The 23,653-nt window shown below is 63.9% G+C and carries 18 protein-coding genes and 1 pseudogene; 17 read left to right on the top strand and 2 right to left on the bottom strand.

The annotated features are described in order from the left end of the window. Window positions 1–5 precede the first annotated feature (5 nt). The 4 genes and pseudogenes from RKP46_RS05280 (at window position 6) to RKP46_RS05295 (ending at window position 3,894) form a co-directional block, all read left to right on the top strand. Complete coding sequence (locus RKP46_RS05280) at window positions 6–1,016, top strand: methylmalonyl Co-A mutase-associated GTPase MeaB (RefSeq protein ID WP_311105658.1); 1,011 nt, start codon at window positions 6–8, stop codon at window positions 1,014–1,016. Between the two features lie 17 nt (window positions 1,017–1,033). Continuing rightward, window positions 1,034–2,266 (top strand): annotated as a pseudogene (gene ccrA, locus RKP46_RS05285) (crotonyl-CoA carboxylase/reductase); the annotation flags it as partial. Window positions 2,267–2,425: 159 nt separating this feature from the next. After that, entirely contained in the window at window positions 2,426–2,788 is a 363-nt protein-coding gene (locus RKP46_RS05290) for a cyclic nucleotide-binding/CBS domain-containing protein (RefSeq protein ID WP_300331998.1), read from the top strand. A 128-nt stretch (window positions 2,789–2,916) separates the two neighbouring features. Further along, the gene (locus RKP46_RS05295) at window positions 2,917–3,894 is read left to right on the top strand and encodes an NADPH:quinone oxidoreductase family protein (protein ID WP_311105659.1); all 978 of its coding nucleotides are present in this window, start codon (window positions 2,917–2,919) and stop codon (window positions 3,892–3,894) included. A 132-nt stretch (window positions 3,895–4,026) separates the two neighbouring features. Here RKP46_RS05295 and RKP46_RS05300 read toward each other — a convergent pair whose 3' ends face one another. Together RKP46_RS05300 and RKP46_RS05305 are read right to left on the bottom strand one after the other, a co-directional pair. Beyond that, complete coding sequence (locus RKP46_RS05300) at window positions 4,027–6,201, bottom strand: ATP-dependent RecD-like DNA helicase (RefSeq protein ID WP_311105660.1); 2,175 nt, start codon at window positions 6,199–6,201, stop codon at window positions 4,027–4,029. A 139-nt stretch (window positions 6,202–6,340) separates the two neighbouring features. Further along, entirely contained in the window at window positions 6,341–7,723 is a 1,383-nt protein-coding gene (locus tag RKP46_RS05305; protein WP_311105661.1) for an ATP-binding protein, read from the bottom strand. A gap of 175 nt (window positions 7,724–7,898) precedes the next feature. On the opposite strand from RKP46_RS05305, the gene RKP46_RS05310 reads away from it, so the two are divergent. The 13 genes from RKP46_RS05310 to RKP46_RS05370 form a co-directional block, all read left to right on the top strand. Then, window positions 7,899–8,300: a hypothetical protein gene (locus tag RKP46_RS05310; protein WP_311105673.1), complete on the top strand. Its 402-nt coding sequence runs from the start codon at window positions 7,899–7,901 to the stop codon at window positions 8,298–8,300. Between the two features lie 370 nt (window positions 8,301–8,670). Next, complete coding sequence (dndC, locus tag RKP46_RS05315) at window positions 8,671–9,492, top strand: DNA phosphorothioation system sulfurtransferase DndC (RefSeq protein WP_311105662.1); 822 nt, start codon at window positions 8,671–8,673, stop codon at window positions 9,490–9,492. Next, entirely contained in the window at window positions 9,493–9,705 is a 213-nt protein-coding gene (locus tag RKP46_RS05320; RefSeq protein WP_311105663.1) for a hypothetical protein, read from the top strand. Between the two features lie 70 nt (window positions 9,706–9,775). After that, on the top strand, window positions 9,776–10,000 hold the full coding sequence (locus RKP46_RS05325; RefSeq protein ID WP_311105664.1) for a hypothetical protein: 225 nt from the start codon (window positions 9,776–9,778) through the stop codon (window positions 9,998–10,000). Further along, window positions 9,997–12,042, top strand: a complete 2,046-nt coding sequence (dndD, locus tag RKP46_RS05330; protein ID WP_311105665.1) for a DNA sulfur modification protein DndD — start codon at window positions 9,997–9,999, stop codon at window positions 12,040–12,042. Before RKP46_RS05325 ends, dndD begins: the two co-directional genes overlap by 4 nt. A gap of 3 nt (window positions 12,043–12,045) precedes the next feature. After that, entirely contained in the window at window positions 12,046–13,575 is a 1,530-nt protein-coding gene (locus tag RKP46_RS05335; RefSeq protein ID WP_311105666.1) for an FtsK/SpoIIIE domain-containing protein, read from the top strand. Then, window positions 13,572–14,717, top strand: a complete 1,146-nt coding sequence (locus RKP46_RS05340; RefSeq protein ID WP_311105667.1) for an AAA family ATPase — start codon at window positions 13,572–13,574, stop codon at window positions 14,715–14,717. Before RKP46_RS05335 ends, RKP46_RS05340 begins: the two co-directional genes overlap by 4 nt. 30 nt (window positions 14,718–14,747) lie before the next feature. Beyond that, window positions 14,748–15,611 carry a hypothetical protein gene (locus RKP46_RS05345; RefSeq protein ID WP_311105668.1) on the top strand — a complete coding sequence of 288 codons (864 nt, stop codon included), beginning with the start codon at window positions 14,748–14,750 and terminating at the stop codon, window positions 15,609–15,611. Between the two features lie 5 nt (window positions 15,612–15,616). Then, window positions 15,617–16,033, top strand: coding sequence for a transposase (locus RKP46_RS05350; RefSeq protein WP_311105674.1), 417 nt, complete (start codon window positions 15,617–15,619; stop codon window positions 16,031–16,033). Window positions 16,034–16,436: 403 nt separating this feature from the next. After that, a complete protein-coding gene (locus tag RKP46_RS05355; RefSeq protein ID WP_311105669.1) occupies window positions 16,437–17,597 on the top strand; it encodes a Fic family protein in 1,161 nt (386 codons plus the stop codon). A gap of 19 nt (window positions 17,598–17,616) precedes the next feature. Further along, entirely contained in the window at window positions 17,617–20,118 is a 2,502-nt protein-coding gene (locus RKP46_RS05360) for a class I SAM-dependent DNA methyltransferase (protein WP_311105670.1), read from the top strand. Beyond that, complete coding sequence (locus tag RKP46_RS05365) at window positions 20,111–21,442, top strand: restriction endonuclease subunit S (RefSeq protein ID WP_311105671.1); 1,332 nt, start codon at window positions 20,111–20,113, stop codon at window positions 21,440–21,442. The genes RKP46_RS05360 and RKP46_RS05365 overlap by 8 nt, the downstream gene beginning before the upstream one ends. Next, the coding region (locus RKP46_RS05370) for an HsdR family type I site-specific deoxyribonuclease (RefSeq protein ID WP_311105672.1) at window positions 21,442–23,653 on the top strand (2,212 nt) is incomplete at its 3' end. The genes RKP46_RS05365 and RKP46_RS05370, both read left to right, overlap by 1 nt.

Below are 23,653 nucleotides of genomic sequence, written 5' to 3' on the forward strand. Positions count from 1 at the left end.
GATCGATGACTTACAGCAAGCTTCCCGATCCCGAGCGCCTGGCCGCAGGCATTCTGCGCCGGGAGCGGGCGGCGGTGGCGAGCGGCCTGAATCTGCTCGACAACAAGCTGCCTGCCGCACGCCAGTGTGCGATCCGCCTGCTGGCGTGCCTGTCGGGCGAACGCTGGCTGAACGAGGGGCATCTGGTCGGGGTGACCGGGCCGCCGGGCGCCGGCAAGTCCTCGCTGGTCTCGGCGCTGATCCGCGAGTGGCGGCGTGCCGAACGGACCGTCGGCGTACTCGCGGTCGACCCGTCGAGTCGCCCCGAACTTGGCGGCGGCGCCCTGCTCGGCGACCGCATTCGCATCAAGACGCAGTCGCATGACGAAGGCCTTTTCATTCGGTCGCTTGCCACGCGCAACCAGTTGGGAGGCGTGGCGACCGAGGTCTGGCCGATGAGCTGGCTGATGTTGGCCTGCTTCGATATCGTGGTAATCGAGACCGTCGGCGTTGGCCAGACCGAAATCGACATTGCCGAGATCAGCGATACCGTTTGCTATGTAGCACAACCGGGGTCGGGTGACACAATCCAGTATCTGAAGTCCGGGATCATCGAGATCCCGGACATTTTCGCGGTCAACAAGTCCGACCTGGGCGCGCCCGCACGCAAGACGGCGGCCGAAATCAGCCGCAGTGCGTCGCGGCCGGACCGTCGCGAGGATTGGGACTATCCGGTGTGTCTCGTCAGCGCGGCTACCGCCGCGGGGATGAGACCGTTTCATGATCATTTCGCTCGGCATCGCGAGTTCCTGCGTGATGCCGGATTGCTCGCTCCGTTGCGGGCGCGCCATCAGTGCGCCTGGGTGGTACGCCTGCTGCAGGAAGAGTTTGGCACTTTCGGCCTGCAACTGGCCGGCGGCCGCAGCGCGATCGAGCAGCGTCTGAGCGAAACGCGATCAGGTCAGTTCGAGGAGTACGAGCGTATGCGCGAGCATATTCTTTCAAGATTGCTGTCGGTGAATCAACCAACTGTTTAACCACAAGGAGCATCCTGATGAGCAAGCAACTGTATGAACTGGGCGACATGCCGCCCTTGGGCGAAGTCCCGGAGAAGATGCACGCCTGGCTGATCCGCCAGGACCGCTTCGGCAAGCCGACCGAAGCGTTTCAGAAAGAAGTCGTCAACACGCCGGCGATCGCCGATGATGAGGTTCTGGTTCTCGTCATGGCAGCCGGCATCAACTACAACAACGTCTGGGCAGCGCTCGGCATCCCGGTGAACGTCATCGCCGCACGCAACAAGTCGGGCGAAGCTGAAGATTTCCACATCGGCGGCAGTGACGCGTCGGGCATCGTATACAAGGTCGGCAAGGACGTCACCAACGTCAAGGTCGGTGACGAAGTAGTCATGCACTGCGGCCAGTGGAACCGCAACTGCGCGTGGGTCCAAGGGGGCGGCGATCCGATGTACTCGCCGAGTTTCCGCATCTGGGGTTACGAAACGAACTGGGGCAGCTTTGCCCAGTTCACCAAGGTGCAGGGCCACCAGTGCATGCCGAAGCCCAAGCACATGACCTGGGAAGAGTCTGCCGCGTATACGCTGGTCGCCGCGACTGCCTGGCGAATGCTGCACGGCTGGGGCGCCAGCTCGATCAAGAAAGGCGACGTGGCTTTGATCTGGGGCGGTGCCGGCGGGCTTGGCTCGATGGCGATCCAGATCGCCAAGGCGGTCGGCGCGACCTCGGTTGCCGTCGTCTCGGGCGAAGACAAGTTCGACTACTGCATGAAGCTGGGCGCCAAAGGCTGCATCAATCGCAACGAATTCGATCACTGGGGGATGCTGCCGCACTGGAAGGACAATGCCGGTTACGCCAAATGGCTGAAGGGTGTGCGCTCCTTCGGCGCGAAAATCTGGGACGTCCTCGGCGAGCGGCGCGCCCCGAACATCGTCTTCGAACATCCGGGTGAAACAACCATCCCGACCTCGATCTTCGTCTGCGAAACGGGCGGCATGGTCGTCGTGTGCGCCGGCACCACCGGCTACAACGCCACCGTCGACCTGCGCTACCTGTGGATGCGCCAGAAGCGCTTGCAGGGCTCGCATTTTGCCAACGCCGAGCAGTCCAACCAGATGAACCAGCTCGCCCTGCGCGGTCAACTCGACCCCTGCATGTCGCGCGCATTTACCTACGAAGAACTGCCCATCGCCCATCAACTCATGCACGACAACAAACACCCGCACGGCAACATGTCCGTCCTCATCGGCGCTACGCAGTTTGGCCTGGGTGCCAGCGGCAAGGCGCCCGTCGCCATGGTTCATCCGACGCTGCCCAAGGGCGACGTACACACCACGCCGGCGCCGTACCCGATGTCGGTTCCGCTGCCCGACATTGCCGGCGGCGAACCCTTGACGATCTCCGACGACGGCACGCGAGTCCGCGACCTGATGCACCGCGGCATCATTTCCTGCACGCCCGATGACACTGTCGGCACGGTCGCCAAGATCATGGTGGACAGGGAAATCCACGCCGTCGTCGTGATGGACGGCGAAGGCCAGGCAGTCGGCGTTGTTTCGCAGACCGACATGGTCCTCGCCCGGCAGGGGCGGACGCCCGACGAGGCGAGAGCCATGCGCGCGCGCGAAGTGATGACTCCGGGCTGCGCGACCTGCGACGCCGACATGCTGCTCAGCGACGCGGTGAGCCTGCTCACCGCCCGCCGTATGCATCGTCTGGTGGTCACCGAGAACGGCCAACCGGTCGGCGTCATCTCGATGACCGACGTCGTACGCAAGATCATCGGCGAATAGACGCGCACCGCCCGGCGTATCGTGCCGGGCACCCCTCCCCGCCCCGGGGAGGGGTGATCGGCTGCTTCCTTCGCCCACCATGCAGCCGGCAAGCGAGTGACTTGGGCATTCGACGGAGAACCCCTGCCATGCGCGCCATCGTCTGTCGTGAACTGACTGGCCCCGATCACCTGCGGCTGGAGGAACTGACGCCAGCACACCCAGGTCCGCAGCAGTTGCGCATCCGCGTGCGCGCCTGCGGCGTCAACTTTGCCGACAGTCTGATCACGCGCGGCAAGTACCAGAAGCAGCCTGCACCCCCTTTTGTTCCGGGCTTCGAAATTGCCGGCGAGGTCCTTGAAGCGGGCAGCGGCGTAGCAGGGTTCGCGGTCGGCGAGCGCGTCATCGCGATTACGCCGTGCGGCGGCTACGCTGAGCAGGTCGTCGCCGACGTGACGCGCTGCGTGCACATGCCGGAGGCCATGTCATGGGCCCATGGGGCCGCTTTTCCGGTCGTTTTCGGCACCTCGCACGTCGCCCTGGCGCACCGCGCGCGCCTGCGAGCCGGCGAAGTGCTTGTCGTGCACGGCGCTGCCGGCGGCGTCGGGCTGACCGCCGTAACCATCGGCAGACAAATGGGAGCGACGGTCATTGCCACGGCGAGCAGTGCGCAGAAGCTGGCGCTCGCGCAGACCCACGGCGCACACCATCTGATCGATACAAGCCGGGAAGACTTGCGCGCACGCATCAAGGAACTGACCGACGGCCGCGGCGCCGATGTGATCTACGACCCGGTCGGCGGTGACGCCTTTGCTGCCTCGCTGCGCAGCATTGCCTTCGAAGGACGAATCCTGATCATCGGTTTCGCCAGCGGCGACGTACCGCAGATTCCGGCCAATCATCTGCTCGTCAAGAACGTCGACGTCATCGGCCTGAACTGGCCGGCCTACGTCGAACTGAATCCGCAGGTGATGACGGCGAGCCTGCAAACCCTGATCGACTGGTACCTGTGCGGCGCCATCCAGCCACACGTCTCGGCGACCTATCCGCTGCAGCAGGCGGTGACCGCACTCAAGCAGGTGGTCGAGCGCAAATCTACCGGAAAAGTCGTCATCTGCACCGACTGAAACCGGTCAGCGTGCCACCCGAAGCGGAGCCCGGCGTATTCCACGGCAAGCTTGCCAATGCATTTTCGCGCGGCGTCGCGGTTTTCGCGGCCTGTGCGCCCGCATCCCTGGGCAGCACCGCTGCGCGCGGCTTCACACCAGCCACTCCCTGAGCTTGGCATAGCGGCGCAGCGTCTGCCTGCCTTTGACCGCGATCGCCAGCGCCTTCTTCTGACCTACCAGCACAACCAGCCGCCGGCCGCGCGTTATCGCGGTGTAGAGCAGATTCCGTTTGAGCATCGTGTAATGCTGGGTGGACATCGGGATGACGACCACCGGGTATTCCGATCCCTGCGACTTGTGAATCGTCGTTGCGTAGCAGAGGACCAGTTCATCGAGCTCGGCGAACGGATAGCGCAAGCAGCGGCCGTAGAAATCGACGCCGATTTCCCCCTCCTCACGGTCGAGCGAAATGATGAAGCCGATATCGCCGTTGTACACGTCGCGCTCGTAGTTGTTTTCCGTCTGCATCACCTTGTCGCCGACGCCAAAGTGATAGCCGAACTTCTCGATGCCGTTTTCGCCCGGCGGATTGAGCGCTTCCTGCAGCGCCTGATTGAGGCCGCGCGCGCCAGTCAGTCCGCGGTTCATCGGACAGAGGACCTGAATATCACGCACCGGGTCTACCGAAAACCGCTTCGGCAGGCGCAGCCTGACCAGCTCGACGATGGCCTTGGCGATCGCTTCAGGCTCTTCTGCATCGATGAAGTAGAGGTCCGAAGCTTCGCCCTTGTTCGGAAAGATCGGCATCAGCCCCTGGCGGACCAGGTGCGCGCTGCGCACGATGCGCGAGGCCGCCGCCTGCCGGAAGACCTCGGTCAGACGGACGACCGGCAGCACCTGTGAGGCGATCACGTCGTCGAGAAACTGGCCCGGACCAACGGACGGAAGCTGATCGACATCGCCCACCAGAATGACGGCAGTCGATCCGGCAACCGCCTTCAAGAGCTGACTGGCGAGCGGCACATCGATCATCGAGCACTCGTCGACGACGAGCAGATCGCAGTCGAGCGGGTGGGACTGGTTGCGCTTGAACTCACCGGTCATCGGATTGATTTCGAGCAGCCGGTGAATCGTCCGCGCCTCGACACCGGTGGATTCGGAGAGGCGCCGGGCAGCCCTGCCGGTCGGTGCGCAGAGCAGCGGTTTGATCTGCTTTGCCCGCATGATGGTCAGAATCGCATTGACCAGCGTCGTCTTGCCGACCCCCGGCCCCCCCGTGATGACCATCAGCTTGCTCGACAGGGCAAGCCGGACCGCCTCCTTCTGTTCGCCGGCAAGTGCCATCGACAGCTTCTCTTCGACCCAGGGGATGGCGCGCTCCGCATCGAATGGCGGCCAGCCCGGCGCCCCCGAGCGCAGGCGGGCAATCTGCTGCGCAATCGACTTCTCGGCCTGGTACAGCGTCGCGAGAAACACGCAGGGAACGCCGTCGACGGTATCGGGGATCACGGTGCCGGCGGCGACCTCGTGGGCGATCGCCGCCTCGACCACCGGCTCGTCGATCTCCAGCAGCTTGCTCGCCAGCGGCAACAGCTCCTGATAAGGCAGACCACAGTGGCCCTGCCCCGCCGCCTCGGCCAGGGCATGCGAAAGGCCCGCGCGCGCGCGCAAGGGCGAGTCGTGCGCTATGCCGATCTTGCGCGCGATCGTATCGGCGGTCAGGAAACCGATCCCGCGAATGTCGCGCGCCAGACGATACGGGTCCTCCTGCACGAGGGCAATGGCGTTCTCGCCGTAGGTCCGGAAGATGCGCACGGCACGCGCTGTGGATACCCCATGCGCGTGCAGGAAGACCATGATCTCGCGCACGATCTTCTGCTCCGACCAGCCCGAGGCGATGCGCCGGGCGCGAATCTCGCCGATTCCCGGCACGCTGCGCAAGCTCTCCGGCGACTGTTCGATCACGTCAAAGACACCAAGACCGAATGCCTTGACCAGACGGCCGGCGTAGACCGGGCCGATCCCCTTGACCATGCCCGAGCCCAGGTAACGCTCGATGCCGATCAGCGTCGTCGGCGGCGAGACCTTCAGCGATCCGGCACGGAACTGCTTGCCGTGTTGCCGATCGATCACCCACTGCCCCTGCGCCGAGACGTACTCGCCCGGGCTGACCGACGGCGCATGGCCAACCAGCGTCGTCAGATCGCGCTCACCGGCGACGCGCAGGCGCAGGACACAATAGCCGTTGGCTTCGTTGTGATACGTCACCCGCTCGATCAGGCCGGACAGGCGTTCCGTTGCAGCGCTTCGATCGATCGTGGACATGGCTTGGCTGCGCGACTGGCGAGGGGCTATCGGCGGGCCCGGCCGAGCCCCGGGCGAACCCGCGCCAACGCGTTCGGAGACCAGCAACCAGACCGGATCATCGTCGCAAGCGGGCCTGGGAACGCAGCCGCACGCCGGGCTAAGCCTGCGCCAAAGGCAGGCTGAGCGAGAAAACCGCCCCGCCTTGCGAGCGATTGGCCGCTTCCAGACGCCCGCCATGACGCTCGACGATGCCATAACTGATCGACAGGCCCAGTCCGGTTCCCTGCCCGACCGGCTTGGTGGTAAAGAAAGGATCAAAGATGCGCGCCAGGTCGTCGGGCGAGATGCCGGGTCCGTTGTCGGCAAAGTGCAGCTCGACGCATCCCGCCGCGCAAGTGGCGCTGATTTCGAGCCTCGGCGCCGAACAGGCAACGGTGGCGTCGCAGGCATTCTGGACAATGTTCATCAGCACCTGCTGCATCTGCCCGGACGATCCGATCACCGGCAAATCCTTCGGCAGTTCGACATGCACGGCGAGCCGCTTGCCGCCGGAACGCGTTACCCAGCGCACGGCGCGTTCGACGATCTCGGCCAGGTTGAATGCTTCCTCGGCGCTGCGGTCGATCGCCGAGAAGCGCTTCAGCCCGTCGACGATGTCGCGCGTACGTTCGGCGCCTTCCGTCATGCCGTCGAGCAGCGGGGCGAGATCGTCCATGATGCGGTCGATCCGCAGCTCGCGACGCAAGTCCTCGACCCCCGGCGAGCGCACGCCCTCGTCTGCATGCACCGCCTGCAGATACGTCTGCAGGCGTGCCGTGTAGCGCCTGAGGGCGAGAACGTTGCCGAGAACGAAGCTGATCGGATTGTTCAGCTCGTGTGCGACGCCGGCGACCAGGCGTCCGAGCGAGGCCATCTTCTCGGCCTGGACAAGCTGCTGCTGCGTCCGCTTCAGATCGTCGTGCGCCTGCCGCAAGGCGTGATACGCACGCCGCAACTCGCCGACCGGCCGGCCGGTGAGCACCATGCCGACCAGCTTGCCGGTTCCCGACAAGCGCGGCGTGCAGTTCAGCGAAACCGGCAACGGGCTCCCATCACGACCCGTGATCAACAGCTCGCAGTCCTGCACCGTCGCCGGACGCGCCGCGAAAAACTCGCGCGCACGCCGGCGCGAGGCGTCATCGGCAAAAAGCTCGCACACCGGCTGGCCGCGCAGCGCATCCTCGTCCAGGCCGACAATCCGGCGCAGCGAATCATTCACCTCCTGGATCAGGCCGTGGCGATTGCACACGATCAGAATGTCGGAAATCGAAGCAAGAACGCTTTCGATGAACTGTTGCGAGTCTTCCAGCGCCGCATTCTTCTCTTCGAGCGCCACTTCGTACTGCAAGAGGTCGTTGTAGACCTCGTCCATCTTGTGAATGACCTCGATCCAGACGCCTTCGTCAACCCCGTCCAGGGCCGCCGGACGGGCCTCCGGCGCGGCTGGCGCAGCCAGCCTATTCGACGGTGATCGCTGGCGCGCAGAATCGATCGGCGGCATGTGAAGAGAACGCAGCCCGCCGCTGCGCTCGGCACGTGGCGGACTTGCTGGCGGATGGACGCGAGTTGCAGCGCATGCCCTGATCGTAGGGCGAAACAGGTCTGCTGGCAAGCGCGCTCGTCGGGGCGTCGGGGCTGGAAGGAACACGTCATCGGGCGAGCTCGCCGAGGGCAAGCTGCCGCCCATCCTGCCGGTGGTTCTCTACAACGGCCATCCGCCCTGGCGCGCCGCTGTCGAGGTCGCCGACCTCTTCGCGCCGGCTCCGCGTGGGCTCGAAGCCTTTCGGCCGCGGCTGGCCTATCACTTGATCGACGAAGCCCGCCTCATGCGGCATACCGAGCCCTCCGTCCGCACCGCCGTCGAGGCCCTCTTCCGCCTCGAACACAGCCGCACGCCTGAAGACCTGCGCCAGATCATTCAAGCCCTCGACGCGCTCCAGCGCAATCCGGCCAACGCCGGCCTCCGCGACAACTTCGTCGTCTGGATCAAGAGCCTGTTGCGGCGCAAGGCCTGCTCCACGACGCTCAGGACAATGCGCAGCGCCAGCGTCTCGAATGTCGGATCGTGGTGCAGGTGACAACGGAGGCGCTTGGGAACCGACAGCCGAAATGCACACCACCGATCTCGGCGACAACCGGCCGAGCATGCGCACGCCCTCCGGGGTGACCCAGCGCTCCAGCCGATACCGCGTGTTGTGCAACCCATATTTGTGGCCATGTTGTCCGCCTGCGCCACGCGCCGCCGTGCTGGCGTGAAGGTAGGGGATGGAATCCGGGTGCAGGTAGGTCTGCCCAGCAGCAAGCTTGGCTGGAAGCAACCGGTTTGACCTTTGCGAATGGAGCATGAGATCTGCTTTCGGTCGGGCGTCAAACCCTTGTTGCGCGTAAAATCGTTGTTCCTGCGTTGAAGTGGCCCCTATTCTACCGATGAAGCTTGATGATATCCGCGTGTCGGTCCGCCTTCCGGACGAGGAGCACATCGCTCAGACGGAGGAGTCTCTGCGGACGCATTACTTCGCCGATCAGCGTCCGTGGGTGGTGGCGTATTCTGGCGGCAAGGACTCCACGCTGCTCCTCCAACTGGTCTACGAGTTGCTCATGGATCTCGGGCCCACAGCGTGCAAGCCCGTCCATGTCGTAGCCTCCGACACGCGTGTCGAAGCACCCAATGTGGAAGAGTACCTCGCTGATCGGCTGTCGCGGCTAGCCGGCCATGCCCGGGCGAACGGTCTGACATTCCACGTGCACCGCGTGCAACCCACGCCAGAACAGAGTTTCTGGGGCAACCTGATCGGCAAGGGATACCCTTCACCGACGCGCTGGTTCCGCTGGTGCACGACGAAGATGAAGATCAAGCCTTCGCGGGCGGTGATCGACGGCATCGTGCGCGAGCACGGCGGGGTGGTTCTACTCTTGGGTACGCGTCTGGATGAGAGCGCCGACCGCGCACAGCGCATGCAGGGTCGCGCCACCAACAGCCGCGGATTGAACCCACACGGCGAGATTCGGGATGCTCTGGTCATGACGCCGATTGCCGATTGGACCACTGAGCAAGTGTGGGAGTATCTTTTCACTCGCAATCCGCCGCCGTGGGGCGGCACGCACAACTTCATGCTCGACCTCTATCGGCAGGCGAGTGGCGGCGAATGTCCGGTGGTCCTCGACCTCAACACGCCGTCGTGTGGAGGAAGCCGTTTCGGTTGCTGGACTTGCACCGTCGTCAAGGAAGACAAGTCGATGCGTGGATTCATCGACGCGGGCGCGACCTGAATGCAGCCGCTCAATGAATTTCGCAACTGGCTCAAGGAAATCCGGGAAGATTCCGGCAAGCGCGACGGTACACGGCGCAACGGCTCGGACGGACCGGGCCCTTTCAGTTCCGAGACGCGCAAGCTCATTCTTCGTCGACTGCTGGAACTGGAGAAGACCGTCGGCCGCAGGCTGATCGACGATGCGGAGATCACTTACATTCAGCAGCAGTAGACCGACAAGTTTGATGTCACTGGCAGTGCACTGGGTATCTTCCAGAGAGTTCGGAAGGGAGGAGGGGAGCGTGACGATCACACCGGAAGACCTGTCGAGGGACCTTGCGCTGATTGAGGAACTTGCCCCGCGCTTCGAGGTGCAGAGTATCTGGGCCGCTGATCTGTACAGTCTGGTCACCGAGCGCTACTCGTCGTCGGATAACGCGAGCACGCGTCAACAGTTGCTTGACGAGGTGATCAAGGTCGTTGAGAACGCGGTTCGACAGGCCGACCGGACTGATCCCGCCGCATGATCTTCGAAAGCATTCGCCTCACCAATCTGTTCTCCTACTACGGGGAGCAGGATATCGACCTCGCTACGCCAAAGCCTGGGCGAAACGTCTGTCTGATCATCGGCCGCAACGGTTTCGGTAAGACGAGCCTGCTCAACAGCCTCAAGCTTCTCTTCGCCGGCGTTCATTATGAGCCGCTGCGTCGTGCGGTGCAGCGTAGCCGCATGCCCACGGTCAAGCAGTATGTGCTGGGCGTCGGAGACGACTGGTGGGGCATCATGAACCGGAGAGCACGCAGCGACGGCCAGACCCGCTGTGCCGTTCGACTGATCTGGAGTGAGGACGGTGGCCGCGTTACCGCGGAAAGGTCCTGGCACATTGAGCACGACTCCCGGAACGGCGAGGAGTCGTTGACCGTGACGACCGCCAGCGAGATTTTCAGGGACGAAGATGCGCAGCAGTTTCTCGACCGACGCCTGCCGCGCGACTATCTGTATCTCTTTCTCTTTGACGGCGAGCAGATTGAGGAGTTAGCTGAGGCCAACCGCGATGTGCAGCAGCGCCAGATGGAGCGTCTGCTTGGAATCAGTTCGGTCGATGCGCTTCGCGAGGCGCTGAATACTGCAATCGGGCGTTGGCAGCGCAACGATCTCGATCCGCAGGCGCTGGCAGACCTTGAGCGGATGGAGGGGGAGGTGCGCGCGCTCGAAGCCGAGCGCACCGCTCTGCTTGCCAGTCGTACGGATCTGGCACACGAAATGGAGAACGATACGGCAAAGCTGCGCCGCGTCGGCCGCCGCATCGAGGGACTGAGTGCCTTCGTTCGCCGCCACGATGAGCTTCAGCTTCGCCAGCATCGCGAACGGATTCAGGCAGAGAAGTCCGCAGCCGTGGACCTCGTGTCGACCCGCCTGGCGCGAGACATCGTTCTGCTGGTGAATCCATCGCTTGTTGCGCGAGCGCTCGAACGGCTGAACAGGTTTCTTGGCAGCAACGCGCATGCCCGCGCTCGAGTCCTCGACTCGCTGCTCGATGTGCTTCCGGCACGCCTGTTCGACCAGCCCGAGTTCCCCGTTCCGGACATTCGCGACAGTCAAAGAGCCTATTATCGCTACAAACTCGTATCCATTCTGGAGCAGGAAGCCGACGCAGCGAGCGAAAGCCGAGATCCTGCTTTCGGGCCGGAGCCCGCGGCGGCCAGTGAGGCTCGCGAACAACTCGCCGCGTACGCGGAGGCAAGCGCGCTGCGCTCGGTCCGCGCCGAGGAACTGCGGCACCTGCAAGGGCTGGCTGCCGAGCTACGCCGAGTGGAAGAAGAACTGCTGAATGTGGGCTCGCTCTCGGACGAGGAACGGAGACGCTATGAACGCCTCGTCGCCGAGCGCGACGAGCTGCAACGGAACCTGGACAGCAAGAGGAAGCAGGAGTGGGCGTTCGAGAAGAAGTCCGTTGAGCTTGAGCGCAAGCTGGCCGACGCCCGCAAGCACGCGGAGGAAAAGAGAAGCAAGGTTGGTCAGAACCGGATCACGCAAGACAGAATCACAACCGCCCGCCGCCTGGGCGCACTGTTCGCCGAATTCAAGAGGCTCCGCAAGCAGGAGCAGCGGAGCCAGTTGGAAGAGGCGATCAACCAGCATTTCAAGATCCTGATGACATCGCACCGCCTGATCGATCGGGTGGAATTGGACGAGGATTTCGGGCTGCACTACCGGGATGCGAACAGAAGCCCTGTTGCCACGGGAAATCTGGCGGCAGGAATGAAACAGCTCATGGCCACATCTTTGCTCTGGGCTCTGAGCGAAGTATCCGGGAAGAGGATCCCCGTGGTCGTCGATACCCCATTGGCCCGCATCGACCTCGCCCACCAGGAGGGCATCCTGCGCCACTACTATCCCAACGCGGCGACTCAGGTCATTGTTCTCCCAACGGATGCGGAACTTGATCCAAATAAGCTCGCACTCATTTCTCCCCACGTTTACCGCGCCTATCGTCTGCGCAATCGGGATGGCGAACATACGGTTGCCGAGCCTGTCGATGTCGCCGATCTGCTTCGCGGAGGCTGAGTGATGCCGGATATCTACACCGACGCACAGGATGAACGGACGATAGGCGATGTCCTGCTACACGGTCTGGGCACGCCGCGCGCGCCGAAGCTGCGCGTTCTGCGCATCGCTCTCGCGCGCTCGTTGCAGATTCCCACGCCGCCAGGCAGTGAACTCGACGGCAGCCGTCTCGGGGGCAGCGAGTACGCACTCGAGCGGATCACCGGCGCAGGCCAGTCAGCGGACGAGGAGGGCCGTCGAGACTACGATCTGGCGGTGCGCGCGCTGCTCAGCATCTACCACGGAGAAGATATGTTCCACGGCGAAGAAGCGGACCACCGCTATCGTCGCTACCTGCAACGCCACGTCCGCCGGGGCCTGCAGGAAATTCGTACGACCTGGCGTCCCGGTCACGACTTTCACGGCTTCCTCTACCATGAACTCTTCGGAGCGGCGACGACGCGCCCGGTGCGCGCCGATCTGGGGCAGCAGATCCTCGCCGGTTTGCGCGAAATTGGTGTGTCGGCGCAGATCCGTGGCGTCGACAACGGGCCGCGCATCAGCCGCTATCGGGTCTACCTGGATGACGTCAATCATTACGACAAGGTCAAGCGCGGGCTGGATAAGCTGGGTCTCCACCTTGGACTGTCGACCCGCCAGGGCATCCTGCTGCAAGAAGACGAAGGCCCGGTGCGCGAGGCGCGCGTGCTGGCGCTCGACGTTCCCCGTCCCGCCGAGTCCTGGCACACGATACCGGGCGCTCGCCTGCGAGAGTGGGCCACGCAGGCCAATGACGTGCCGACCCTGACCGTATGGCCGGGTGTCGACGTGTTGGGCGAACCGGTGCATTTTGACCTCGGCGCTGCGCCACACCTGCTCGTCGGCGGGACGACCGGCAGCGGCAAGAGCGTGTGCCTGCACGCGCTCCTGTTGTCGCTTCTCTGGCGGCTGGCGCCGCAAGACCTGCAGCTCACGCTGATCGACCCAAAGCGGGTGGAACTGGCGCAATACGCGGCATTTCCTCAGGTGGCCGGTGGTGAAGTCGTCGAGGATATCGGCGACGCACTGGAGATCCTGCAGCAGTTGGTCGACGAAATGGAGCGTCGCACGCTGCTGTTGCGCCAGCACGAGGTGGCAAACCTGAGCGAGGGACGTGCGCAGGGTGGAATCGATCTGCCTTACGTGGTGGTGGTGGTCGAAGAACTGGCGGATCTGCTGTTCCAGTCGCGCGAGGCCGAAGCGCCGCTGGTCCGCCTGGCCCAGAAGGCGCGAGCGGTAGGCATCCATCTCGTACTCGCCACACAGCGCCCCGACGCGGACACGTTCAGTGGTCTTCTGCGTACTAACGTGCCAGGGCGGATCGCGCTCTCGGTGCGCACGGGCGCGGAATCGAAGATCATTCTTGACGAAACCGGCGCCGAAAAGCTGCTCGGTGCCGGCGACATGCTGCTGCGGCCGCAGGCGGGAGCGCGTGCGCGCCGCGCGCACGGCGTGAGGGTGGGCAGCGACGATATTCGGCTATGTCTGCAGAGCGTGCGCGGGAGAAGCCAATGAGCGACATCACCATCTATGAGTTTCAGCCGCTCTGGCTGACGCTCGACCAAGTGGGCCCTTTTCAGAGCACTCCCTACGAAATTGACTTCACAGACGACAAGGACAAGCCGTGTAACGTCTTCCTGCTGATGTCCGAAAACGGTCGCGGCAAGACCACCGTGCTCGAGTGCATGGCTCTGCTGATGCGCCAACTCGGTGAGGAACAGCCCGAACGTTTCGGTCAGGAGGATCTGGACCGCGGTCGGGGCAGGATTCAGCTTGACGTACTGAGTCGGATCTTCTGGCAGGGACGTGATCACCGTATTGTCCTGTCGCTGTTGGCGGGAAACATTGGTGAGGAGACGTTTCTCAAGGTCTGGGACGACGCAGACTTGAAGCGTTACGGGGCGGAAGAATGGCACAGAAGCGGATACCGACAGCAGGCGCGCGGCCGTTTGCTGGAGGTTGGCGCCCACGATGATCTCGTGCAGGATCTGCGCCATACCCTCATCGACTCAGGCCTCATGGCGCCGGAGGGATTCGCCAACTCGACCCTGAGTTTGCCTACAGCCCTGCTTTTCCCAGCGTACCGAGATATTCCGTCGCTCAGTGAGTCGGAGGGGCGGCCGATCGTTCAGCCGGAGCACTGGGGCTACCGCACAGTGCAGGAATTCGCGGCGCACGGAACCAATTGGACCGCGTCGCTGGACAATCTCCTCGTCTGGCTGAAGTGGCTGGATAACGGAAGCTACGAGAACGCGGTGAAAACGATAAACAGCACGGTTTTCGCGAAATCGTCCGACAAGTTCCTGGCGGCCGAGATTCGACGGGTCCCGCCAGAGGCGATCGTTCACAGCGGCGGGCAAACTCACCGCCTGGATCGCCTGTCCAGCGGCGAGAAGAACCTCACACAACTGTTTCTCCGCATTGGTGCCCACAGCACGCGGAATACCTGGGTGCTGGTGGACGAACTCGACGTTCACCTGCACGTGCGCTGGCAGCATAAGGCGCTGCATCTGATGAAGGCCCTGGTGCGCCAGCAGCCTGGCACTACAGTCATCGCCAGCACACACTCGGTCGAGATCCTGGAAGCTTTCCCCCTGGATATTCGCGAGCAGGGCCTGATCAAGGGCGGATGGATCATCGAGGAAGACTTGCATTAGGCGGGGTGAGAGATGAGCGGATTCAAGAGGATGAAGGACGCCGATCAACTCGTTCTAAAGCAGAGGGGAGGAGTAGTCGTCTTTCTCGAGTCGGCCGAGGACTTCGAGATCATTCATAAACGCTGGTTCTTTGACGAGGGGCAGGACATCTGCTTCCAGGCAGCCGATTCGTATGGATCGGGAAGCGGCGGAGGCGGGTGCAGGGCGGTCATCGACCTGGTGAGTGACGCGCGAAGTAACGGGATCAAGGCTTACGGGCTGGTTGATCGGGACGTGCTCCTCGCCGATCAGAATTGGTGCCTGTGGTGGGAGTACGAGGACGACGCGTTTTCAAGTGCCCGACCGTACGGCGCCCATATCCGCGTGCTGCTGCGTTGGGAACTGGAGAACTACCTGCTGGATCCCGATACCATGCGGACTGAGGCCAACGATGAAGAAATGACCTCGGCGCATACCGCAGCGTCGGTGCTCGCCTCCTGCCTTGGCTGCGCGAACGAGCTGAAGGACAAAGCAGCCGCAAGTATTGTGGCCAGGGCTGCCAACCTTACAGCGCCCGCACCGGGTTTCGGCTGCAATCCTGCAAAGGATGGCGCTGAGCTGACTGCTGCGCTGCAGGAGCTGCTGCGAAAGCAGGGGCTGGACGATCCCGTCGACGCGATGAGCAATGCGCGTCAAGGAGTCGACCGGTTCGACGTGCCGAGCGCGCGTCCCGAGGTACGTTGGGAGCGCCTGCTTCGGATGCTCGATGGCAAGGCTTCCCTCAAGTACATCAGTCACCGGACGCGAATCAGGTTTGACGAACGGCGGGCAGCGCTTGCTCGTCGGATGTTCGAATGCGGCAGAATTCCTGGTGAGATACGCGGCTACATCGAAGAGTTCAGAACCGCCGTCTGAGCAAAATCCGGTTTTCTGCCCGCACTTTCTCGAAATCGCCGGTGTGCACGCTGTGTGCGCGCCTGGAGGTTCGCGTGCGGGTGTTCAATGAGCGAGTGTTGCCGGGGGACTACCCGTTCGTTCTGGTGGACGCTTTGTTTATCAAGAGCCGGGAGGACGAGCGGGTCGTTCGACGGGCGGCGCTGATCCTCTCGGGCGTTCGGAGCGACGGGTATCGGGAGCTTCTGGGTGTCCAGATCGGCGACAGCGAAAATTTCGTCACCTGCGACAAGACTTTTCAATGGCTGAAAGCTTGTGGTCTGAAGGGGGTGCTGTTTGTCGTCTCCGACGAGCATAGCGGGCTGACGCAGGCGATCGCCAAGCAGTTTCAGGGAGCCACGCGGCAACGGTGTCAGGTGCATCTGATGCGTAACCTTCTCTAGCGCAAAGCCCGGTGAAGCTGCGTACCAAAGTGGCGGCCCGCCGCGCGGCAGGCCCGGCGGTTATCCGGGCTACGAGCTGACCGACGGAAGAGACGTCTTGGCAGTCCTGTAATGACCGTCGCTGTTTGAGGGGAAACAGGGGTGTTTCGTCTCGGGGTATTCAAGAAGCACTGGGGCGGGGTCAAGGGCGGGCGAAGCCCGGCAAAGCGAACCCTCGGCGCCGCTACGCTGGACACGCGAGCGGGCGGGCTGCTGCCTGGAGGGGCGATCGTGCGCTGGGTCTTCAACTTCATCTTGGAGACGGGATCGAAGCCAAGGCGCGAACTGCATTTGTTCTTCGTTGCTATTGCACAAAACGTGCATTCGTGCAATAACCGGCGCCTCTTACTGCAAAGACCCACCCATGGAGCGCGGCGTCACTGGCACCTACGAAACCTCAGTCGCGGCAGGCGAAACTTGCCGCGCGTTCGTGCCTGCGCCCCTGCCGCCCGACCCGTCGCTGAGCGTCGACGCCAGCCTTCAGGAACGACTGGACGAAGCCCATCTGGTACTCGGCCGGCTCGATAGCGTCAGCGTGCTGTTACCCGAGACCTCTGTATTCCTCTACAGCTACGTGCGCAAGGAGGCGGTGATGTCCTCGCAGATCGAGGGCACGCAATCGTCACTCGCGGACCTGATGCTCTACGAGGCCGCGGGCGCGCCCGGCGTGCCGCTCGACGATGTGCGCGAGGTCTCCTGCTACGTCGCAGCACTCGAACACGGCCTGGCCCTGCTCAAGGGCGGCCTGCCGCTGTGCACCCGGCTGATGAACGAGATGCACGCCAAGCTGATGACCCACGGTCGCGGCATCGGCAAGGCCCCGGGCGAGGTGCGCCGGACGCAGAACTGGATCGGTGGCCCGTCGCCGGCACGCGCAAGCTTCGTGCCGCCACCGCCGCAGCGCCTGGGCGACTGCCTGTCCGACCTGGAAAAGTTCCTCAACGACCAGCCGATCCGCCACTCGGCGCTGATCAAGGCGGCGCTCTCGCACGTGCAGTTCGAGACCATCCACCCCTACCTGGACGGCAACGGGCGCCTGGGTCGCTTGCTGATCCCGCTGATCCTGGTGCACGAGGGCGTGCTGCGCGAGCCGCTGCTGTACCTGTCGTTGTACTTCAAGACCTACCGCAGCAACTACTACGAGATGCTGCAGCGGGTGCGCCTGCACGGCGACTGGGAGGAATGGCTGTGGTTCTTCGCCACCGCCGTACGTTACTCGGCCGCGCAGGCCGTGGACACCGCCAAGGCGCTCAACGCCCTCGGCGAGGCCGACCGCGAGCGCATCCGCAGCCTGGGCCGCGTTGCCGCGTCGGCGCTGCCGGTGCACCAGGCCCTGTTCGCCCGCCCGATGAGCACCATTCCCGCCATCGGCGCTGTCACCGGCCAGAGCCCGCACACCGTGGGCAAGATGCTCGACGCGATGATCGCGCTCGGCCTGGTGCGCGAAGTGACCGGCATGAAGCGCAACCGCATCTACGAATACACTGCCTGCCTCGAACTGCTGAACCGGGAAGGCGAGGCATGACGAATCCGGAAGATCACCGATGCCCCTGACCCTGCCTCAACTGGAGCGCCACCTGTTCAAGGCCGCCGACATCCTGCGCGGCAAGATGGATGCCTCGGAGTTCAAGGAATACATCTTCGGCATGCTGTTCCTCAAGCGCTGCTCCGATGTCTTCGACCAGCGGCGTGAGGAGGTGATCCGCCTCGAAGTGGAAGGCGGCAAGACTGCAGGCCAGGCCCGGCAGTCGGCCGAGAACTGGCGCTGGTACATGACGGAAGGCTCGTTCTGGGTGCCCCCGCAGTCGCGCTACGAGACCCTGGTCAACGACGCGCACCAGAACGTCGGCGATTACCTGAACAAGGCGCTCACCGGCATCGAGACGGCCAACACCAGCCTGCACGACGTGCTCGAGCACATCGACTTCACGCGCAAAGTCGGCCAGAGCAAGATCCCCGACATCAAACTGCGCCAACTGATCACGCACTTCGGCATCTACCGCCTGCGCAACGAAGACTTCGAGTTCCCCGACCTGCTGGGCGCCGCCTACGAATACCTGATCGGCGAGTTCGCCGACTCGGCCGGCAAGAAAGGCGGCGAGTTCTACACGCCCCGCTCCGTAGTGCGAATGATGGTGCGGCTGCTCAAGCCCGAACTGAAGCACGACATCTACGACCCCTGCTGCGGCTCCGGCGGCATGCTGATCGCGGCCAAGGAATACATCGACGAACACGGCGAAGACGGCCGCAAGGCCAACCTCTTCGGCCAGGAGTTCAACGGAACGGTGTGGTCCATCGCCAAGATGAACATGCTGCTGCACGGCATCAGCACCACCAACCTGCAGAACGAAGACACCCTGGCCGAGCCGCAGCACGTGGAGGGTGGCGAGCTCTTGCACTTCGACCGGGTGCTGACCAACCCGCCGTTCTCGATCAACTGGGGCAACACCGAGAAGAACGCCGACGGCACGCCCGCCTGGGTGCCGAAATTCCCGGAACGCTTCCGCTTCGGCCAGGTGCCGCTCGGCGCCAAGAAGGCTGACCTGATGTTCCTGCAGCACATGCTGGCCGTCACCCGCGACGGCGGCATGGTGGCCACCGTGATGCCGCATGGCGTGCTGTTTCGCGGCGGTGATGAGCGCGGCATCCGCGCTGCCGTCGTCGATCAAGACCTGCTCGAAGCCGTGATCGGCCTTGCGCCCAACCTGTTCTACGGCACCGGCATCCCCGCCTGCATCCTGGTTCTGCGCCAGCAGGTGCAGCACGGCGCCCAACGCGTCAGCGGCAAGCCCGCCGGGCGCCAGGGCAAGGTGCTGTTCATCAACGCCGACCGCGAGTTCTTCGAGGGCCGGGCGCAGAACCAGCTACGGCCCGAGCACATCGAGAAGATCGTCACCACCTTCGACGAATTCCGTGCCATCCCGGGCTTTTCGGCCATCGTCAGCAACGCCACGCTGAAGGAGAACGACCACAACCTCAACATCCGCCGCTACGCCGACAACGCCCCGCCGCCCGAGCCGCACGACGTGCGCGCCCATCTGGTCGGCGGCGTGCCCAAGGCCGAAGTGGCGGACAAGGCGGCGTTGTTGCAGGCGCACGGCTTGAACCCGCTCGATCTGCTCGCCGAGAAGGATGCGAAGTACTTCGACTTCAAGCCCGAGCTGACGAAGCGCCAGGACCTCAAGCCCGCCATCGAAGGCAACGCAGGCCTCGTTGCCAGGGAAGCCGCCGTTCGCGCGGCGTTCGAGCAATGGTGGCAGGCACACCGCTCGCGCATCGTTGCGCTGCACGGTGCCGACAGTGCAGTGGCCACTCGCGAGGCGCTGTTGCACAGCTTCGCGGCGGTGTTGGCGCCCGTGGGCCTGCTCGACGTGTTTCAAGTGCGCGGCATCAGCGCTGGCTTCTGGTACGACAACCTCAACGACTTCAAGGCCATCATGGCGCGCGGCCCGCTGGGGCTGATCCGCGGTTGGCGCGAAACCATCCTCAGCGAACTCGAAGATGAAGACGCCAGGAAGAAAGCCAACCCGCTGGAGCACAAGCTCGTCAAGTTCCTGATGAGCGACTTCGTCGACGCCTTCGCCGAGCTGGAGGCCAGGAAGGCCGAGCTCGACAGCCAGATCAAGGCGGCTGATCCGAAGTCCGCCAAGGATGCCGAGGCCGAGGATAGCGAAGCCACCGAAGCTGCGGACGAGGAAGCGGACGACGACAACGCGGTCGACGAAGCCCAGCTCAAAGCGTGGAAGAGGGAACTCGCCGCCGTCAGAAAGCAGCTCAAGGCCAGCAAGGAAAGCTTTGCGGTGCAGTTCAACGCCGCCGTCGATGGCCTGTCACCCGAGCACGCCGCCGACCTGCTGCTCACCATCCTGCACAACGACATGCACGCTATCGTCGAACGCTACATCGCCGCCCAACGCAAGACCATCGTCGCCGCTTTCGAGAACTGGTGGGACAAGTACCGCGTGACGCTGACCGAGATCGAGGGCAAGCGGGATGCAGCGGCGCGGGCGCTGCAGGGGTTCTTGAGGGGGTTGCGGTATGTTTAACGTGCAATTCCCGACGCAGTCGCTGTCTGCGGTGACGACAGCAATCAAGGACGGAACCCACGGAACGCATCGCCGAGTAGCGGAGGGTGTTCCACTCCTTAGCGCGAAGAACATCACCGCTAACGGCGAAATCGCTTTTGACTACACCGACGATCGGATCTCCGAGTCCGAGTATCTTGACCTGGCGCGCTCGTTCCGGCTGGAACCCGACGACCTGCTGCTTACGATTGTTGGTTCACTAGGTCGAAGGGCGATCTACTCGGGGCAACGGATCACGTTTCAGCGCAGCGTTGCCTATATCCGGCCGCAGCAGCAGAAGATGCGCAGCCGGTTTCTGTTCCACTGGATGGGCCATTCGGCGTTCTCGGCCGAACTCAAACGCAGAAGCAATGCCACTGCTCAAGCCGGGTTGTACCTGGGTGAGCTCGCGAAGGTCTCGGTGCCAGTGCCAGAGGTCCGAGAGCAGAAAGCGATCGCGCAGATCCTCGACACCCTCGACACCGCCATCCACGAAACCGAGGCGATCATCGCCAAGCTCAAGGCCGTCAAGCAGGGCCTGCTGCACGACCTGCTGACGCGCGGCATCGACGCCAACGGCGAACTGCGCCCGCCGCAAGCCGAGGCGCCGCATCTCTACAAGGAGTCGCCGCTGGGGTGGATTCCGAAGGAGTGGGACATAAGCGGGCTTGCTGGATTAGCACCCAAGGATCGTTCGGTCATTCGGACTGGACCTTTTGGTTCATCGCTCAAGGGGGAGCATTGGCGAGAGAGCGGCAGCCCAGTCGTAACGATCGGATCGTTGGGTGAGGCGGTATTCATTGCGTCGGAGCTGCTGTATGTGGACGAGGTTACAGCCGCGCGCTTAGCCGATTTCGAGTTGATTCCGGGTGATGTGGTCTTCTCACGAGTAGCGGATGTCGGAAGATCCGTCGTAGTTTCGGAGACTGAGCGAGGTTGGATCATGTCGTCCAACTTCATGCGAATCTCCTGCGACCCAGCGAAGGCTCGTCCGCACTTCCTTCAGCTGCTCTTGGCCAGTTCGGTCCTCGTTCGGGGGCAGTTGAGGACCACTGTCAACTCAGCGGGGCGCGATGTTGCCAACAGTGCCGTGCTGAAGGGTCTGTCGTTCCCTTGGCCGTCGCCCCGGGAGCAAGACGAAATTTTGCGCAGGGTGCACGCCATTGGCCAGCTTCTGATTCAAGAGCAAGCGCAGTTGAAGAAGCTGCTCGACGGCAAGTCCGGCCTCATGGACGACCTCCTCACCGGCCGAGTCCGCGTCACCCCCCTGCTGGCCGGAGCCGAACGCGAGAAGGAGCACGCCTGATGGGCCGGGAACTCGAAGACGTCGAAAAGCCTTTCGTCGCCCAGTTGCAGTCGCTGGGCTGGACATACACCGAAGGCAGCCTCGACACCCCGGCGCTCACCGGGCGCAGCACTTTCACCGAGGTGATCCAGGCGGGCGTACTGCGTGAACGCCTGCGCGCACTGAACCCTGGCCCCGCACACATCAACGGGGGCCAGCCCTGGCTGGACGAGGCGCGGCTGTCGGAAGCCGTGGCCGCCATCACCCGGCTCGGCACGCACAAGCTGATGGAGGCCAACCAGAAGGCCACCGAGCTGCTGATCAAAGGGCTGACGGTCGAGGGCCTGCCGGGTTGGGACGGCGGGCGCGGTCAGACGATCCGCTACATCGACTGGGACACGCCGGCGAACAACCGCTTCACCGTCGTCAACCAGTACCGCGTCGATTGTCCGCCCGGCTTCAACAGCGGCAAGGCTTTCATCGTTCCCGACCTGGTGCTGTTGGTGAACGGCCTGCCGCTGGTGGTGGTGGAGTGCAAGAGCCCGTCAATCCCCGAGCCGCTGACCCAGGCCGTGGATCAACTGCGCCGCTACAGCAACCAGCGCAAGGCCGCCTTCGAGATCGACGACAACGAGGGCAGCGAAGCGCTGTTCGCCACCAACCAGTTGCTGGTGGCCACCTGCAACGACTCCGCGCGCGTCGGCTGCATCGGCGCGGCGTTCGAGCACTACGCGCAGTGGAAGACAGTGGTCGGGCCCGATGGCACCGGCAGCGAGATCGAGGTGGCGCAAGGGCTGGGCAAGGCCAGCCTGTCGGAGCAGGAGCGCCTGATCGCCGGCCTGCTGGCGCCGGCACACCTGCTCGACGTGCTGAAGAACTTTCTGCTCTTTATGCAGGTGGGCGGCCAGACCATCAAGTCGGTCTGCCGCTACCAGCAGTACCGGGCGGTGAACCGCGCCATCGCCCGGCTCAAGACCGGGCGGACACGGTTGCAGCACGGCGAGCACGACGAGCGCGGCGGCATCATCTGGCACACCCAGGGCTCGGGCAAGAGCCTGACGATGGTGTTTCTGGTGCGCAAGATGCGCGTGGATGCGCAACTGCGGCGCTTCAAGGTCATCGTCGTCACCGACCGCAAGGACCTGCAGCGCCAGCTCTCCGTGACCGCCACGCTCACCGGCGAGCTGGTGGAGGTGGCGGACAGCACGGCGGACGTGAAGGCGCTGGCGCGGCGCAAGGGGCCGGGCCTCGTCTTCGCCACCATCCAGAAGTACCGCGACGCGGATACGGTGGGCGATGCGCCGCTGACAGCCGACGACTTGCCCAAGGTGGCACAGCCGAGGGCCAGCTACAAGGCTGGCCAACCGTCCGCAGATCGGTTCGAAGTGCTGAACGAGGACGACAGCATCCTCGTGCTGGTGGACGAGGCCCACCGCACGCAGGCGGGCGATCTGCACGCCAACCTGCTGGCTGGGCTGCCCAACTGCGCGCGCATCGGCTTCACCGGCACGCCGATCATCATGGGCGAGAAGAAGCGCACCCATCAGATCTTCGGCGAGTTCATCGACCGCTACACGATCAAGGAAGCCGAGGCCGACGGCGCCACGGTGCCGGTGCTCTACGAGGGCCGCACCGCCAATGGTGCGATCAAGGACGGCGCCAGCCTGGACGAGCTGTTCGAGGACCTTTTCCGCCAGCACACGCCCGAGGAACTGGAGGCGATCAAGCAGAAGTACGCCACCAAGGGCCACATCTTTGACGCCCCGGCGCTGATCGCTGACAAGGCGCGCGACATCCTGCGCCACTACGTCACCCACATCCTGCCCAACGGCTACAAGGCGCAGGTGGTGGCGTACAGCCGGCTGGCGGCGATCCGCTACTTTCAGGCGCTGAAGACGGCGCGCAACGCACTGCTGGCCGAGGCTGAAGGCTTGAGCCCGCCGGACAGGGCCGTGGACGACGAGGCCCTGTGCCAGCGGCCGCCCCAGGTGCAGGCGGTGGTGCAGGCCTGGCGCTACCGCGACACGCTGGCGCGCATCGAGTTCGCGCCCATCATTTCGGGCAGCAACAACGACCACCCGGCGTGGGAGACCTGGACCGATGGCGCCGCGCATGAGCAACTGATCAAGCGCTTCAAGAAGCCGCTTCTTTTGCCCGGCTCGCACGCCCGGCCCGAGAAGACCGACCCGCTGGCCTTCCTGGTGGTGAAGTCGATGCTGCTGACCGGCTTCG

The sequence above is a fragment of the Accumulibacter sp. genome (assembly GCF_031732815.1).
GTDB lineage: Bacteria > Pseudomonadota > Gammaproteobacteria > Burkholderiales > Rhodocyclaceae > Accumulibacter.

Coding starts and splice junctions, on each gene's coding strand:
- RKP46_RS05305 (WP_311105661.1), bottom strand. CDS start 7,723: ATGCCGCCGATCGATTCTGCGCGCCAGCGATCACCGTCGAATAGGCTG.
- RKP46_RS05300 (WP_311105660.1), bottom strand. CDS start 6,201: ATGTCCACGATCGATCGAAGCGCTGCAACGGAACGCCTGTCCGGCCTG.
- RKP46_RS05340 (WP_311105667.1), top strand. CDS start 13,572: ATGAGCGACATCACCATCTATGAGTTTCAGCCGCTCTGGCTGACGCTC.
- RKP46_RS05335 (WP_311105666.1), top strand. CDS start 12,046: ATGCCGGATATCTACACCGACGCACAGGATGAACGGACGATAGGCGAT.
- RKP46_RS05360 (WP_311105670.1), top strand. CDS start 17,617: ATGCCCCTGACCCTGCCTCAACTGGAGCGCCACCTGTTCAAGGCCGCC.
- RKP46_RS05355 (WP_311105669.1), top strand. CDS start 16,437: ATGGAGCGCGGCGTCACTGGCACCTACGAAACCTCAGTCGCGGCAGGC.
- RKP46_RS05365 (WP_311105671.1), top strand. CDS start 20,111: ATGTTTAACGTGCAATTCCCGACGCAGTCGCTGTCTGCGGTGACGACA.
- RKP46_RS05345 (WP_311105668.1), top strand. CDS start 14,748: ATGAAGGACGCCGATCAACTCGTTCTAAAGCAGAGGGGAGGAGTAGTC.
- dndD (WP_311105665.1), top strand. CDS start 9,997: ATGATCTTCGAAAGCATTCGCCTCACCAATCTGTTCTCCTACTACGGG.
- RKP46_RS05290 (WP_300331998.1), top strand. CDS start 2,426: ATGCACCGCGGCATCATTTCCTGCACGCCCGATGACACTGTCGGCACG.
- RKP46_RS05320 (WP_311105663.1), top strand. CDS start 9,493: ATGCAGCCGCTCAATGAATTTCGCAACTGGCTCAAGGAAATCCGGGAA.
- RKP46_RS05295 (WP_311105659.1), top strand. CDS start 2,917: ATGCGCGCCATCGTCTGTCGTGAACTGACTGGCCCCGATCACCTGCGG.
- RKP46_RS05280 (WP_311105658.1), top strand. CDS start 6: ATGACTTACAGCAAGCTTCCCGATCCCGAGCGCCTGGCCGCAGGCATT.